The sequence below is a fragment of the Streptomyces sp. NPDC050610 genome, assembly GCF_040654875.1.
Taxonomy (GTDB): domain Bacteria; phylum Actinomycetota; class Actinomycetes; order Streptomycetales; family Streptomycetaceae; genus Streptomyces.
The window spans coordinates 121,392-136,586 of the sequence record NZ_JBFAIV010000015.1 but is presented as its reverse complement, the minus strand read 5'-3'; the positions used below and the strand labels follow the sequence as shown (position 1 = coordinate 136,586).

The following is a 15,195-nucleotide window of genomic DNA, read 5'->3' as shown; positions in this document are numbered from 1 at the left end:
GCCTCAGTTCTTCTGGAGCCGCACGTCGAAGGCGTCGCGCAGGCCGTCGCCGATGAAGTTGAAGGCGGCGACGACGAGGACGATCGCGATGCCGGGCGGGAAGATCAGCCACCAGTAGCCGACCTGCGTGTAGGTGATGCCGGAGGAGAGCATGGAGCCCCAGTCGGCGGCGGGCGGCGGGATCGACAGGCCAAGGAAGGACAGGTAGGCGACGTAGAGGATGGCATCGGCGATCTGGAAGGTGGCGTTGACGATGACCGTGCCGATGGCGTTCGGGACGATGTGCTTGAAGACGGCCCGGCTGCCGCCGCCGCCCATCAGCCGCATGGCGTGGATGTAGTCGCGGCTGCGCAGGGCGAGGGCCTCGCCGCGGATGAGGCGGGCCGGGGAGAGCCAGGCCACCGAGGCGATGATCAGGATGAGCACCGGCTTGCTGGGGGTGATGATCGCGGCGACGACGACGAGCAGGAAGAGCGCGGGGATGGCGAGGGCGGCGTCGGTGATGCGCATCATCGTGGCGTCGACCCAGCCGCCGAAGTATCCGGCGACGGCCCCGTAGACGGTGCCGAAGAGGGTGGCCAGCAGGCCGGCGGCGAGGCCGACCTCCAGGGAGGTCTGGCCGCCGTACATCAGCCGGCCGAGCATGTCGTAGCCGAGGTCGGTGGTGCCCAGGAGGTGGCCGGGGCTGCCGGGGGCCAGGTTGGCCTGGCTCAGGTCGGTGTGCACCTGGTCGGTGTGGTGGATCAGGGGGCCGAGGAAGCAGAACGCGATCAGGCCGACGAGCAGCACCGCGCCGAGCAGCGCGAGCTTGTTGCGGGCGAAGACGGTCAGCGTGCGGCGGGCGAGGCTGGGGGTGGCGACGGCGGCTTCCGGCTGCGTCGCCTCGACGGCTGCGGCGGTCACGAGACGCTCCTGATCCGGGGGTCGAGGACGGCGTACGCGATGTCGGTGATCAGCGAGCCGATGACGGTGGCGACGCCGACGACGAGGGTGACGCCGAGCAGTACGGGGAAGTCGGAGCCCTGCGCCGAGTTCCAGAACAGCAGCCCCATCCCCGGGTAGTTGAACATCGACTCGACGACGAGGGCGCCGCTGATGAGGGTGGGGAGGTAGAGGCCGAGGAGGGTGGCGAGCGGGATGAGCGCGTTGCGCAGCACGTGCCGGGCCATGATGCGGGCCTCGGACTGCCCCTTGGCGCGCGCGGTGCGGACGTATTCCTCGCTGAGGTTGTCCAGCACCGCCGAGCGCATATAGCGGCTGAAGGCGGCGATGATGCCGAGCGCCATCGTGACCACGGGCAGCACCAGGGCGGGCAGTTCGGAGAGGATGCCGCCGATCGTCTCGGCCTGTGGCGCCTCGGCGGGGAACAGCTGGAGCTGCTGGCTGAAGACCAGGATGAGGACGAGGCCGAGGAAGAAGACGGGCGTGGCGTAGGCGAGGAAGGCGGCGCCGGTCAGCGCGTAGTCGGCGGCCTTGCCGCGGCGCACGGCCTGGATGATGCCGAGCGGGATGGCGAGGATCGCGGCGAGCACGATGGCGAGGCCGGTCAGGACGAGCGTCTTGGGCAGCCGCTCGCCGATCAGCGAGGCGACGGACTGGTTGAGCTTGTACGACTCGCCGAGGTCGCCGGTCAGCAGCCGGCCGAGGTACTGCACGTACTGGACGGGCAGCGAACGGTCGTACCCCTGCTGGTGGTTGAAGTGCGCGATGGAGTCCGGGGTGGCCTGCGGTCCGAGGATCGCGCGGGCCGGGCCGCCGGGCAGCAGGTGCAGCAGGACGAAGACGATGAGGGAGACGAGGAACAGGACGATGACGGCCTGCCCGACGCGTTTGATGAGGAAGCGGGTCACTTGCCCTCGCCGCCCTTCTTCACGAAGTACCAGTCCTGGGGCGCGAGGGAGAGCGTCGGGTTCTGGTCGACGCCGCGCAGGTCGTTGCGGATGACGGATACCTGGTAAGCGGGGTTGGGTGTCCACAGGACGGGCACTTGGTCGGCGACGTACTGGGCGTACTCGCGCATGGCGGCCGGGTCGCCGGAGTACTCGGTGGCCTTGACGAGCTGGTCGGTCTTCGGGTCGGTCCAGTTGCCCATGTTGGAGGGCGCGTGGGTCGCGAAGAGCGTCTCGCCGCTGGGGGCGGGCGGGAAGTACCAGCTGCCCTGGGAGCCGAAGAACCCCATCTGCCAGCTCTTGCAGGCGGTTTCGGTCGCCTCGCAGGGGACGGTGGTGCCGAGCACGGTGTTGAGCGGCTGCTGGCGGATCTCGAAGTCGATGCCGACCTTGCTCATCGCCGACTTCATCACCTGCATGGTGTTGGAGGTCTCGGTGGAACCGGACTGGGAGAGGAGCTCCAGCTTGAGCCGCTGCCCCTTCTTGATCCCCTTGCCGCACTCGCCGTCGCCATCGCCGGGCTTCGCGCACCGCATGTCGCCGTCCCGCTTGACCCAGCCGTGGTCCGTGAGCAGCTTCTCGGCCGCCGCCGGGTCGAACGGGTAGGGGTCCTTGGGGAGCAGGCTGGCGGGGACGGGGCCGCGGGTGGGGGCCGCGGAGCCCTGCCAGACGACCTTGGAGATCTCCTTCTGGTCGATGAGGTGCTGGAGCGCCTGGCGGATGTAGAGCTGGCGCAGCATGGGGCCGGCCGTGGGGCTGTTGAAGTTCAGGACGATGTAGGTGATCGCCCAGCCCTCCCACGGGTTGACGCGGTAGCCCATCTCCTTGAACTTCTTCGACTGGGCCATCACCGACGGCGGGATGTAGCCGTAGTCGACGCCGCCCGCGCGCAACACGTTGAACTCGGAGTCGGCGGTGGTGAAGGGCTTGAAGACGACGCGGTCCAGGTGCGCCTTGTCGGGGCCGCTGTACTTCTTGTTGGGTACGAGCGCGACCTCGCCGTTGGTGGTCCACTTCTCGATCCGCCAGGGACCGGCGACGGTCTTCCACAGCGGGTCGGTGGAGAACTTGGAGAGCTGCTTGCCGTGCGCGGTCAGCCGGGCGAAGACCTTCTTGGGGTCCTCATGCTTCGGGTTCCAGGCGTGTTCGGGCAGCGGCTTGAAGTACTGAAGCGTGTTGTTGGTGAACCAGTCCGGGTTGTACGAGCGGTCGAGCCGCAGCCGGAAGGTGTGCGCGTCCAGGACGTCGAAGCTCTTGACGTTGTCCGGCAGCAGGCCGGGCGAATAGCCGCCCCAGTCCTTCTTGTTGGCCTTGATCAGGTCGAACCAGAACTTGACGTCGGAGGCGGTGACGGGCTTCCCGTCGGACCAGTCGTAGCCCGGCTTGACCTTGACCGTCACTTCCTTGTTGCCGTCGCTGTAGGCCGGCATGCCGTCGGCGAGGTTGCTCCGGCTGTCCATCGTCAGCTTGTCGCCCTTCTGCTCCGGGTTGAAGAGCAGCGGGTACAGCAGGTTCTGGATGGAGCTGTTGTACGTGGCCAGGTAGCCGGGCGCGCCGATCGGGAAGATCCAGTTGGGGGTGGCGGCGGGCGGCAGCGCCATGGTGGCCGTGCCGCCCTCGACCTTCACGCCGCCGCTCGCGCCGAGTTCGGTGACGGCGGCGCTCTTCGGGCCGCAGCCGCTGAGCAGCCCCACGCCCAGCACCGCCGCGAGAAGAGCGGCGACGGGCCCGCGTATTCGGTTCTTGCGCAGCCCCATGCCGCCTCCATAGTCAACCGATCGAAGATTGCGAGCAAAGTACGGACGAATACGAAAAGAAGTCAAGGGTCTAGCGCACAAGCCTTCGATTGATGTCTACTGTCAGCGAACCAAAGGCCGAACTTGCTTCGTTCACCGAACAAAGACCCGTAACGAAGCCCCGTAACGGACACCCGCAACGGAAACCCGCAACGAAACCCTCAGCAGAAGCCGCCAACAGAAGGGCCGCCAACATGACGGCAGCGGACGAGCAGTCCGGCTCCGCCGCACACGTCCTCGACCTCGTCGCGAGCGGCGCCGCCACCTCGCGCGCCGATCTCGTACGGGAGCTGGGGCTCGCCGCCTCCACCGTCTCCGCCCGCGTCCAGGAGCTCGTCGACGCGGGGCTGCTGACCGAGGGCGGCGAGGGCGCCTCGCGCGGCGGGCGCCGCCCCCGGCTGCTGCGCGTACCGGACAGCGGAGCCGTCGCCCTCGCCGCCGACCTCGGCAGCCACCACGCCAGAATCGGCGCGGTCGGCCTGACCGACGCCGTCTTCGACACCTCCGAGCACGGCTTCGACCTCACCGCCGGGCCCGGCCCCGCCCTCGACCTGCTCGCCGCGCGGCTCGGCGAGCTCGCCGACCAGCAGCGCGCGGCCGGCCGCGCGGTCCGGGCCGTGGGCATCGGCTTCCCCGGCCCCGTCGACACCGCCACCGGCCGGGTCATCGCGCCCTCCCGGATGCCCGGCTGGCACCTGTACGAACTCGGCGACCGCCTCCGCGACCGGCTCGGCCTGCCCGTGCTCGTCGACAACGACGCCAACCTCATGGCCGCCGGCGAACACCGCGCCGCCCACCCGGCGCTCCGCCACCTCGTGGTCGTCAAGGCCGGGCGCGGCATCGGCTCCGGCGTCATCAGCGGCGGCCGGCTCTACCGCGGCGCGGGCGGCAGCGCGGGCGACATCAGCCACGTCCGGGTGGACGCGGCGGCGGACCGCCCCTGCTCCTGCGGGAACATCGGCTGCCTGGAGACCGTCGCCAGCGGCGCGGCCATCTCGGCGGCGCTGCGCGAAGGCGGCATCGACGCGGACGGCGCCGCCGACATACTGCGCCTGGTCGCCGACGGCGAACCGCTCGCCACGACACTGGTCCGCCAGGCGGGACGGCACATAGGCGGCGTGCTCTCCGTGGTCGTCAACTTCTTCAACCCCGAGGCGGTCGTCCTCGGCGGCGCCCTCTCCCAGGCCGAGCCGCTGGTCGCCGCCGTCCGGGGCGTCCTGTACGAGCGGTGCCTGCCGATGGCCACGAGCGCGCTGACGATAGCGGCGGCGAGCTGCGGCCCGGACGCGGGGCTGCTGGGCGCGGGCCACGCGGCGCTGCGCGAGTGCGCGGCCGGCGTGACGGGCCCGCCGGGGCCGTGAGCCGACGCGTGAGGAGCCCCCTCGACCGGCCCGGCGTCCGAGGAAACCCCGCTTGAGAACTGATCAGACGGTCCGCCACCCCACGGAAAGTGAGCAACCATGACCACCCCCACCGGCCGCCTCCGCATAGCCATCGGCGGCATGTCCATCGAGTCCAGCACCTTCTGCCCGCACCGCTCCACATACGACGACTTCCGCGTCACCCGCGACGCGGACCTGCTCGCCCGCTACACGTGGACCGGCCCCGGCAGCGACCTCGACGACCTGGTGGAGTGGGTTCCGCTCGTGCACGCCGTGTCCCTGCCCGGCGGGGCGGTCGAGCGGGAGACGTACGACCGGATCAAGGTCGAGCTGGCCGACCGCATCCGGGCGGCGGGCCCCCTCGACGGCCTCGTCTACGACATCCACGGCGCGATGAGCGTGGTCGGTCTGGAGGACGCCGAGGGCGACCTCACCGACGCCGTACGGTCCGCCATCGGCCCCGACGCGCTGGTCTCCGCCGCCATGGACCTGCACGGCAACGTCTCCCGCCGCTTCGCCGACCAGCTCGACCTCATCACCGCCCACCGCCTCGCCCCGCACGAGGACGCCTGGGACACCCGCGAGCGCGCGGCCCGCAAGCTCGTGGAGCGCCTCACCTCCGGCAAGGGCCGCCCGAGCGTCGCGTGGGTGCAGATCCCCGTGCTGCTCCCCGGCGAGAAGACCAGCACCCGGCTGGAGCCCGCCAAGTCCCTGTACGGGCGGCTGGCCGGCATCGAGGCGATGGACGGCATCGTGGACGCCGCGATCTGGGTGGGCTACGCCTGGGCGGACGAGCCGCGCTGCAAGGCGGCCGTGGTCGTCACCGGCGACGACGCCGAACTGGCCGTCGCGCAGGCGCGCTCGCTGGCCGAGGAGTACTGGCGGGTGCGCCGCGAGTTCGTCTTCGTCGGCCCGACCGCCGACGCGGACACCGCCATCGCCCAGGCCGTCGCCTCCGACGCCCGCCCGTTCCTGATCAGCGACTCCGGCGACAACCCCACCGCGGGCGGCGCGGGCGACCTGCCCCACATGCTGGAGCGCCTCCTCGCCGACGACGAGCTGGCGTCCGGCCGCAGCACCGCGATCCACCCCGGCATCATGGACCCGGCGGCGGTGGCGGCCTGCTTCGAGGCGGGCGTCGGCGCGACCGTGAACCTGTCGGTCGGCGGCCACATCAGCAAGTGCGAGCCGTACGCCCTGACCGGCACGGTCACCGCCCTCCAAGGCGCGACCGCGGCCGACGGGGACGGCCCGCGCGGCAACCCGGCCTACGACGAGGGCGGCCGGACCGCCGCCGTCACCTGCGGCGGCGTGACCGCCGTGCTCACCGAGCGCCGGAAGCCCTTCCACACCCTCGCCGACTTCGGTGAGCTGGACCCGCGCACGTACGACCTGGTGGTCGTCAAGATCGGCTACCTGGAGCCGGAGCTGTACGACATGGCCGCCGACTGGCTCCTCGCGCTGACCCCCGGCGGCGTCGACCAGGACCTCCTGCGGCTGGGCCACCACCGCGTGGAGCGCCCGCTGTACCCCTTCGACGACGAGGGCTTCGAGGACCCGGACCTGACGGTCACCCTGCTGTAGGACCGGCTCAGCCCCGGCCCCGTACCAGCAGCGTCCCCAGGGCCGTCCGCCGGTGCAGGACCGCGCGCCCGGCGCGGACCGTGGTGATCAGGCCCGCGCCGCGCAGCGCCGCGGCGTGGGCGGAGGCCGTGGCGTTGCTGACGTTCAGCCGGCGGGCGAGGCCGGTCGTGGTGTGCTCGTCGGCGAGCACGAGCAGCGCGTCGAGCCGGGTCCGCCCCAGCACCCCGGCGAGCGCGTCGCCGGGGGCGCGCGCGCCGTCCGCGCCGGTCAGCGCGGGCGGCAGGACGGCGCCGACCGGATAGGTCACGTACAGCGGGCGGCCGGGCAGGTCGGCGACGAGCGGACGGCCCGCCCAGTGGAAAGTGGGCACGAGCACCACGCCCCGGCCGCCCAGCCGGACCTCCCGCTCCGAGGGGCCCGCGAACTCCCAGACGCCGTCGTCGCCGAGCCGCGCTCCGGGAACGAGCGCGGTGAGCGCGGCGCCGACGCCGTGTTCGGCGACGGCCAGCGCGTACCGGGCGAACTCCTCCCGATGCAGGTCCCGCACCAGATCCCAGGCGGGCCGCAGCACGGCCTCGAAGGCCGAGAGCTGAGCGCGCCGCAGGAGCCGCCAGGAGTCGTCGTCGCCCCGGTGCAGACCCCGGACCCACTCCGGCGCCGGGGACGGATGCCCGGCGTACACCCGCTCCATCTCGGAGCGTACGAGCGCCGGGCGCGCGGCCCGTACGGTCTCCAGCCCCTCGGTAAGAGTGTCGCTGAACACATCGAGGAACCGCGGGGCCGCCGCCCCCGGCACGAGGTCCCGCAACGGCACGGCCGCGGCCGGCAGGGACCGCATCACCCGCTGCCGCCAGTGTCCGAAGAGCAGCCGCCCGTCCGGGCGGACCATCATCGACAGCGCCGCGTTCAGCTCCTGCAACGGGGCCGGCCGGGGCGCGAACCGGACGCGGCCGAAGTCCGCGACCGTGAAGTGAATCCGTAGCACTGCTCCCCCTCGCCCCGCCATGGTTTCGGCCAGGCCCTGAACCTTCGCCCGCACTCCCTGCCGGCCCCCAGTATTCGGCGCACGCCCCTTCATTCACACAGGGGTCGGCGGACCGGCACAAGGACCGGCGTCACGCAGGGAAAGGCAGACGAACCATGGCGAAGCGACAGGAAATCTTCCGACCCGGGATGAACCGGCGAACCGCGGTGAGATCGGCGGCACTGGCGACGGCCGGAGCGCTACTCGCGAGCGGCGGCGGCACCGCCCGGGCACAGCCGCCCGCGAACGGCGTCACCCTCCGGCTACCGCCGCCCACCGGCCCGTACCGTACGGGCGCCACCACCCTCTATCTGGTCGACAGGCGCAGGCCCGACCCCTGGGACCCCAAGATCCCCGTACGGGAAGTGATGGTCACGGTCTTCTACCCGGCCCGTACCGTCCACGGCTCCCCGATCGCGCGCCAGATGACCGAGGAAGCCGCGAGCGCGTTCACGCAGATCGCCCACCTGACGCACCCCGAACTCCCGAAGACCGGGGTGAACTGGGCGGCCACCACCACCCATTCCCACACGGACGCGCCCGCGCGGCCCGTACGGAGCCCGGTCCTGCTCTACAGCCCCGGCGGCGGCGACCCGCGCACCCTGGGCACGAACGTGGCCGAGGAACTGGCAAGCCACGGCTATGTGGTGGTGACCATCGACCACCCCGGCGACGCCGCCGTGGTGTCCTTCCCCACCGAATGCCGCGGCAGGTCCGGTACGGTCCGCCCGACCGTGTTCCGCGGCGATCCCCGGGAACAGCCGAAGGTGTGGCGCACGGCGATCGACACCCGCGTGGCGGACATCGGCTTCGTACTGGACCAGTTGCAAATCCTGACGAGGGGAGACAACCCGGACCCGACGGCCCGCCCCATACCGAAAGATCTGGACCGGGCGCTGGACCTGCGGAGGGTAGGCGCCTACGGCCACTCGGCGGGCGGCACGGCCGTGACCGAGGCGACGTACGAGGACCGCCGCATCGACGCAGCCGTCAACCTGGAGGGCTACCTGGACTACGCCCCACAGCCCCCCGGCCACCCGGGCCCGCTCTTCCCGGCAGCCCGCCACGGCATGCGCCGCCCCCTGCTCCTGCTGGGCACATCCGGTTTCCCCCACCGACCAGAACTCTCCCGCTCCTGGACCGCCATGCTCACCCACCCCCACGGCCACACCCACCACACCCACATCGACGATGCCGCGCACTGGATCTTCACCGACTACGCCGCCTTCGCCCCGCAGTTGCAGACCGCGGGCCTGATGACCGCCGCCGCCCGGACGGAACTGATCGGCGCAGCCGCCCCGGAACGCGCGATCCCGCTGGTCCGCGGCTACCTCCGTACGTTCTTCGCCCGGCACCTGCCGACGGACCCTCCCCAGGGCCGGTGACAGACGGACCGGCCGCCCTTTCCGAAAAGGAAGGGACGGCCGGTCCGTATGCCTGAAACAGCGTCAGCCCTCGACGCCCAGCCGCTCCAGGATCAGCTCGCGGACGCGGGCGGCGTCCGCCTGGCCTCGGGTGGCCTTCATGACCGCGCCGACGAGGGCGCCCGCGGCGGCGACCTTGCCGCCGCGGATCTTGTCGGCGATGGCGGCGTTGCCGGCGATGGCCTCGTCCACGGCCGTGCCCAGCGCGCCCTCGTCGGAGACGACCGCGAGGCCGCGCTTGTCGACGACCTCGTCCGGCGTGCCCTCGCCCGCGAGGACGCCCTCGATGACCTGGCGGGCCAGCTTGTCGTTGAGGGAGCCCTCGGCGACCAGGGCGCAGACGCGCGCGACCTGGGCCGGGGTGATCGGCAGGGCGGCGAGGTCCACGCCGTCCTCGTTGGAACGGCGGGCGAGCTCGCCCATCCACCACTTGCGGGCCTGGTCGGCCGGTGCGCCCGCGTCGATCGTCTGGACGATCGGGTCGACCGCGCCCGCGTTGAGGATCGACTGCATGTCGTGCTCGGAGACGCCCCACTCCTCGCGCAGCCGGTTGCGGCGCACGCGCGGCAGTTCGGGGAGCGCGGCCCGCAGCTTCTCCACCCATTCGCGGGCGGGGGCCACCGGCACCAGGTCGGGCTCCGGGAAGTACCGGTAGTCCTCGGCGTTGTCCTTGATGCGGCCGGCGGTGGTGGAGCCGTCCTCCTCGTGGAAGTGCCGGGTCTCCTGCACGATGGTGCCGCCGGAGGACAGCACCGCCGCGTGCCGCTGGATCTCGAAGCGGGCGGCGCGCTCGACGGAGCGCAGCGAGTTGACGTTCTTCGTCTCGCTGCGCGTGCCGAACTTCTCCACGCCCTTGGGGCGCAGCGACAGGTTCACGTCGCAGCGCATCTGGCCCTGCTCCATGCGCGCCTCGGAGACGCCGAGCGCCTTGATGAGCTCGCGCAGCTCGGCCACGTACGCCTTGGCGACCTCGGGGGCCCGCTCGCCGGCGCCCTCGATCGGCTTGGTGACGATCTCGATGAGCGGGATGCCGGCCCGGTTGTAGTCCAGCAGCGAGTGGGACGCGCCCTGGATGCGGCCGGTGGCGCCGCCCACGTGGGTGGACTTGCCGGTGTCCTCCTCCATGTGGGCGCGCTCGATCTGCACGCGGAAGACCTCGCCGTCCTCCAGTTGGACGTCCAGGTAGCCGTTGAAGGCGATCGGCTCGTCGTACTGGGAGGTCTGGAAGTTCTTCGGCATGTCCGGATAGAAGTAGTTCTTCCGGGCGAAGCGGCACCACTCGGCGATCTCGCAGTGCAGCGCGAGGCCGATCTTCATGGCGGACTCGACGCCGATCTCGTTGACGACCGGCAGCGCGCCGGGCAGCCCGAGACAGGTCGGGCAGGTCTGGCTGTTGGCGTCCTGCCCCAGCTCGGTGGAGCAGCCGCAGAACATCTTGGTCTTGGTGCCGAGCTCGACGTGCACCTCAAGACCCATCACGGGGTCGTAGGCGGCCAGCGCGTCGTCGTACGACACCAGGTCGGTGACAGTCACGGAAAACTAACCTCTCAGCCCTGCAGGACGTCGTCGTCGCCCATGCGGCGCAGCTCGCGGACGAGCAGGGCGACGCCGGTGGCGATGGCGGCGGCCGAGACGACCGCGTCGATCAGCTGGAGCGTGTCCTGCTCGAAGCGTGCCTTCTTGGCCTGCTTCGCGACGCTGATCGCGCCGAAGAGCGTGGTGCCGATGGACAGGTACGTGCCGGGCTTGGACTTCTTGAAGCCCTTGGCCTTCTCAAGCTTTCCACTCATAGCGACGGTGCCTCCTCAAGCAGCGGGTGTCCCCAACGTGCCTCGAAGGCGGCCTCCACGGCCGCTCCGACACGGTAGAGCCGGTCATCGGCCATGGCGGGGGCGATGATCTGGAGTCCGACGGGCAGCCCGTCCTCGGGCGCCAGTCCGCAGGGCAGCGACATGGCCGCGTTGCCCGCCATGTTGGTCGGGATGGTGCACAGGTCGGCGAGGTACATCGCCATGGGGTCGTCCGACCGCTCCCCGATCGGGAAGGCCGTGGTCGGCGTCGTCGGCGATACCAGCACGTCCACGGACTCGAAGGCCCGCTCGAAGTCGCGCGTGATGAGCGTACGGACCTTCTGCGCGGAGCCGTAGTACGCGTCGTAGTAGCCGGAGCTGAGCGCGTACGTGCCGAGGATGACGCGGCGCTTGACCTCGTCGCCGAACCCGGCCTCGCGGGTCAGCGCGGTGACGTCCTCCGCCGACCGCGTGCCGTCGTCGCCGACCCGCAGGCCGTAGCGCATGGCGTCGAAGCGGGCCAGGTTGGAGGAGCACTCGGACGGCGCGATCAGGTAGTACGCGGCCAGGGCCTTGTCGAAGGACGGGCAGGAGATCTCCACGACCTCCGCGCCCAGCTCGCGCAGCAGCTCCACGGACTCGTTGAACCGCTGCATGACGCCGGCCTGGTAGCCCTCGCCCGCGAACTCCTTGACGACGCCGACGCGCATGCCCTTCACGTCGCCGTTGCGCGCCGCCTCGACGACGGACGGGACCGGGGCGTCGATGGACGTCGAGTCGAGCGGGTCGTGCCCGGCGATGGCCTCGTGCAGGAGGGCCGCGTCCAGGACCGTACGGGCGCAGGGCCCGCCCTGGTCGAGGGAGGACGAGAAGGCGACCATGCCGTAGCGGGAGACGCCGCCGTAGGTGGGCTTGACGCCGACGGTGCCGGTGACGGCGGCCGGCTGGCGGATCGAGCCGCCGGTGTCGGTGCCGATGGCGAGCGGGGCCTCGTACGAGGCGATGGCCGCGGAGGAGCCGCCGCCGGAGCCGCCGGGGATGCGGGTGAGGTCCCAGGGGTTGCCGGTCGGGCCGTACGCGCTGTTCTCGGTGGAGGACCCCATGGCGAACTCGTCCATGTTGGTCTTGCCGAGGATGACGATGTCGGCTTCCTTGAGGCGCCGGGTGACCGTCGCGTCGTACGGCGGAATCCACCCTTCGAGGATCTTCGAGCCGACGGTGGTCGGGATCCCCTTGGTGGTGAAGATGTCCTTGAGCGCGAGCGGCACACCGGCCAGCGGGCCGAGCCGCTCGCCGTTCGCGCGCTTCTCGTCCACGCGGCGGGCCTGCGCGAGCGCGCCGTCCCGGTCCACGTGCAGGAAGGCGTGCACCTTCTCGTCCACGGCCTCGATGCGGGCCAGGTGGGCCTCGGTGACGGCGACGGCGGTCACCTCGCCCGAGGCGATCTTCTCTGCGGTCTCGGCGGCGGTGAGCCTGGTGAGATCGGTCATGTCAGTCCTCCCCCAGGATCTGCGGCACCTTGAAACGCTGCTGCTCCTGGGCCGGGGCGCCGGAGAGCGCCTCCTGCGGGGTCAGCGACGGACGGACCTCGTCCGGTCGCATGACGTTGGTCAGCGGCAGCGGGTGGGACGTCGGCGGTACGTCCTCGTCGGCCACATCGGAGACGCGGGCGACCGCGCCGATGATGTCGTCGAGCTGTCCGGCGAAGTGCTCAAGCTCTTCGTCCTTGAGCTCCAGACGCGCCAGCCGGGCGAGGTGGGCGACCTCCTCGCGCGTGATGCCAGGCATGCAGCGATCCTCAGGGTGGGTGTGTAGGTTTCGGGGCCAATCCTATGGCTCCGGACGCGATGCCCGCGAAACCCTTTCCCCCACCCCGGTCCGAGGCCGTCGGCGGAGGCGGCGGGAGGCCGCTCACCGGCCCGAATACGGGCGCGGGCCCGGCCCCCGGCTACGGGCCCGCGCCCTGGGCACGGCCCCGGTCGAGTACGGCCCCGAGAACGCCCCCGGCTACGGGCCCCCGTCATGGGCGCCATGGGTACGGGCCCGGTCACGTACGTCCCCGGCCGCGCCCCGCCCGCGTACGGCCCCGCCCCCCGCTCGGGTCAGCGCTAAAGCATCGGGCGGCGCGACGCCGTTCCCGCCTCCTCGCCCGGGGCCAGGGCCGGTGCCGGGTCCGGGTCCGGGGGCAGCGCGGGCTCGGCCGGTGGCGCGGAGGCGGCGGCGAGCGGGGGCTCGTTCTCGCGGTGCCAGCCGCTCTCGCTGCGCAGCCGCAGCCAGGCCGTGGTCTCGTCGGGCGGCATCGCGGCGGCGACCAGCCAGCCCTGCACCGCGTCGCAGCCCAGGTCGCGCAGCCGCTCCCAGGTCTCGTCGTCCTCGACGCCCTCGGCGACCACCAGGAGGCCGAGGGAGTGGGCGAGGTCGAGGGTGCAGCGGACGATCTCGGCGTCCTCGGTGTCGACGACGAGCCGGGCCACGAAGGACCGGTCGATCTTCAGCTCGCTCACCGGCAGCCGGCGCAGGTGCACGAGCGAGGAGTAGCCGGTGCCGAAGTCGTCGAGGGACATCTTCACGCCGTGTCCCGTGAGTCCCTCGAGGGTGTCGGCGGCCCGCTGCGGGTCCTCCAGCAGGACGTGTTCGGTTATCTCCAGTTGCAGCGACCCCGGCGGCACCCCGTGCCGGGCGAGGCGGGCGGCGACGGCTCCGGCGAAGCCGGGTGAGTGGACGTCGCGGGGGGAGACGTTGACGGCGACGGGCACCTCCAGCCCCATGGCCCGCCACTTGGCGACCTGTCCGAGGGCGGTCTCCAGGACGTACTCGGTGAGCCGGGGCATCAGGCCGGAGGACTCGGCGATGGCGATGAACTCGTCGGGCGGCACGCGGCCGCGGTCGGGGTGCACCCAGCGCACGAGCGCTTCGAGCCCGGCGACATGGCCGTCGAACCCGACCTTGGGCTGGTAGTGGAGTTCGACGTCGCCCGCGTCCAGGGCGCGCCGCAGGTCGCCCAGCAGGCCGAGCCGGTCGGGGGTGTTGCCGTCGCGGCGGGCCTCGTAGACCTCGACGCCGCTGCGGTCCCGCTTGGCCTGGTACATGGCGACGTCGGCGCGGCGGAGCAGTCCTTCCGCGTCGAGGGCGTGGTCGGGGTAGACGGCGACGCCCGCGCTCGCTTCGAGGACCAGGGTGAGCCCGTCGAGGTCGAGGGGTGTGCCGAGGCCCGCGACGAGCGAACGGGCCACGCGCTGCGCGCTGGTGAGCGAGTCGACGGTGGGCAGCAGCACCGCGAACTCGTCGCCGCCGAGCCGGGCGGCCTCCGCGCCGCGCGGCAGGGCGAGCCGGAGCCGGTCGGCGATCTGGAGCAGCAGCCGGTCGCCGGCGAGGTGGCCGAGGGTGTCGTTGACGGAGCGGAAGCGGTCGAGGTCGATGAGGACGAGGGCGGTGCGCGTGCCGTCGCGCTGGGCCTCGTCCAGCGCGGACCAGGTGCGCTGGAGCAGCCGCTGGCGGTTGGGGAGCCCGGTGAGCGGGTCGCGCAGCTGCTCCTCGGCGCGGGCCCGGGCGATCCACAGGGTGGAGTCGAGGGCGATGAGGGGGACGGCGAAGAGCGGGAGCACGACCGGTTCGCTGACGGCGACGACGGCGATGAGCGGGGCGAGGCCGAGCAGTGCGACGCCGATGAGGACCTGCCGGACGAGGGCGGCGCGGTCGGCGGTGGGCGGTCCGGCGCGGCGCGGGGCCATGCAGTACCAGAGCAGGAGGCGGGTGACGGCGAGGTAGGCGAAGGCGGCGAGGGCGATCTCCGGGACGGTCGCCAGGGTCCAGTCGTCGGGCCGCCAGGGCGCTTCGACGCTGGGCACGGTGGAGAACGCCGCGAGTGTGAGGGCCGCCGCGCCGATGCCCAGGATGTCGACGGCGCTGTGCAGCGTCGCCTGTCGCCAGCGGTGTCTGCGGGCGGCGGCGACCAGCGCGACCACGGCGAGGCTGATGAGGACGGCGGGCAGCCAGCCGTAGAGCAGCAGGACCGCGAGGGTGAGGGCGGATCCGGAGCCGGTGCCGCCCCACCAGCGGTCGCGGCCTAACGCGACCAGGTGGCCGACGATCATGCCGGTGAGGGCGGCGAGTCCCCAGCCGACGGTGGCGCCGGGGAAGAGCGCCCGTCCGGCGTCGAGTGTCCGGTAGGCCGCGATGGCGAGTGCGATCACGGCCAGGGCGACCGCTGACGTCGGCAGCGCCGGCAGGGCCAGCCGGCGCAGCCGTGACGCCGGTTCGGCGCTGTCGGTGGGTTTCATGCCCGTCCCTCTCACAGCCTTCGATG

At 72.1% G+C, this 15,195-nt stretch carries 12 protein-coding genes; 3 read left to right on the top strand and 9 right to left on the bottom strand.

The window, feature by feature from the left end; translation table 11 throughout:
* Positions 1-3 precede the first annotated feature (3 nt).
* The 3 genes from AB0I22_RS20160 to AB0I22_RS20150 are packed head-to-tail and all read right to left on the bottom strand — an operon-like array spanning position 4 to position 3,646.
* On the bottom strand, positions 4-903 hold the full coding sequence (locus AB0I22_RS20160; RefSeq protein WP_363132176.1) for an ABC transporter permease: 900 nt from the start codon (positions 901-903) through the stop codon (positions 4-6).
* Positions 900-1,850 carry an ABC transporter permease gene (locus AB0I22_RS20155; protein ID WP_363132175.1) on the bottom strand — a complete coding sequence of 317 codons (951 nt, stop codon included), beginning with the start codon at positions 1,848-1,850 and terminating at the stop codon, positions 900-902. Before AB0I22_RS20155 ends, AB0I22_RS20160 begins: the two co-directional genes overlap by 4 nt.
* Entirely contained in the window at positions 1,847-3,646 is a 1,800-nt protein-coding gene (locus AB0I22_RS20150; protein WP_363132174.1) for a peptide ABC transporter substrate-binding protein, read from the bottom strand. The genes AB0I22_RS20155 and AB0I22_RS20150 overlap by 4 nt, the downstream gene beginning before the upstream one ends.
* Before the next feature lie 233 nt (positions 3,647-3,879).
* Here AB0I22_RS20150 and AB0I22_RS20145 point away from each other — a divergent pair, with 233 nt between their 5' ends.
* Together AB0I22_RS20145 and AB0I22_RS20140 are read left to right on the top strand one after the other, a co-directional pair.
* Positions 3,880-5,046: an ROK family transcriptional regulator gene (locus AB0I22_RS20145; RefSeq protein ID WP_363132173.1), complete on the top strand. Its 1,167-nt coding sequence runs from the start codon at positions 3,880-3,882 to the stop codon at positions 5,044-5,046.
* Between the two features lie 99 nt (positions 5,047-5,145).
* Positions 5,146-6,651, top strand: coding sequence for a M81 family metallopeptidase (locus tag AB0I22_RS20140; protein WP_363132172.1), 1,506 nt, complete (start codon positions 5,146-5,148; stop codon positions 6,649-6,651).
* A 7-nt stretch (positions 6,652-6,658) separates the two neighbouring features.
* Here AB0I22_RS20140 and AB0I22_RS20135 read toward each other — a convergent pair whose 3' ends face one another.
* A complete protein-coding gene (locus AB0I22_RS20135) occupies positions 6,659-7,636 on the bottom strand; it encodes an ArsR family transcriptional regulator (protein ID WP_363132171.1) in 978 nt (325 codons plus the stop codon).
* Positions 7,637-7,824: 188 nt separating this feature from the next.
* On the opposite strand from AB0I22_RS20135, the gene AB0I22_RS20130 reads away from it, so the two are divergent.
* Positions 7,825-9,060 carry an alpha/beta hydrolase gene (locus tag AB0I22_RS20130; RefSeq protein ID WP_363132170.1) on the top strand — a complete coding sequence of 412 codons (1,236 nt, stop codon included), beginning with the start codon at positions 7,825-7,827 and terminating at the stop codon, positions 9,058-9,060.
* A gap of 63 nt (positions 9,061-9,123) precedes the next feature.
* Here AB0I22_RS20130 and gatB read toward each other — a convergent pair whose 3' ends face one another.
* The 5 genes from gatB to AB0I22_RS20105 form a co-directional block, all read right to left on the bottom strand.
* Positions 9,124-10,632 carry an Asp-tRNA(Asn)/Glu-tRNA(Gln) amidotransferase subunit GatB gene (gene gatB / locus AB0I22_RS20125; protein ID WP_363132169.1) on the bottom strand — a complete coding sequence of 503 codons (1,509 nt, stop codon included), beginning with the start codon at positions 10,630-10,632 and terminating at the stop codon, positions 9,124-9,126.
* 14 nt (positions 10,633-10,646) lie between these two features.
* Complete coding sequence (locus tag AB0I22_RS20120) at positions 10,647-10,889, bottom strand: hypothetical protein (RefSeq protein WP_363132168.1); 243 nt, start codon at positions 10,887-10,889, stop codon at positions 10,647-10,649.
* Positions 10,886-12,379 (bottom strand): Asp-tRNA(Asn)/Glu-tRNA(Gln) amidotransferase subunit GatA, encoded by a 1,494-nt coding sequence (gatA, locus tag AB0I22_RS20115; RefSeq protein WP_363132167.1) that lies wholly within the window; start codon positions 12,377-12,379, stop codon positions 10,886-10,888. Before gatA ends, AB0I22_RS20120 begins: the two co-directional genes overlap by 4 nt.
* A gap of 1 nt (position 12,380) precedes the next feature.
* Positions 12,381-12,677, bottom strand: a complete 297-nt coding sequence (gene gatC, locus AB0I22_RS20110; RefSeq protein WP_363132166.1) for an Asp-tRNA(Asn)/Glu-tRNA(Gln) amidotransferase subunit GatC — start codon at positions 12,675-12,677, stop codon at positions 12,381-12,383.
* A 320-nt stretch (positions 12,678-12,997) separates the two neighbouring features.
* A complete protein-coding gene (locus AB0I22_RS20105) occupies positions 12,998-15,169 on the bottom strand; it encodes a bifunctional diguanylate cyclase/phosphodiesterase (RefSeq protein ID WP_363132165.1) in 2,172 nt (723 codons plus the stop codon).
* Between the last annotated feature and the right edge of the window lie 26 nt (positions 15,170-15,195).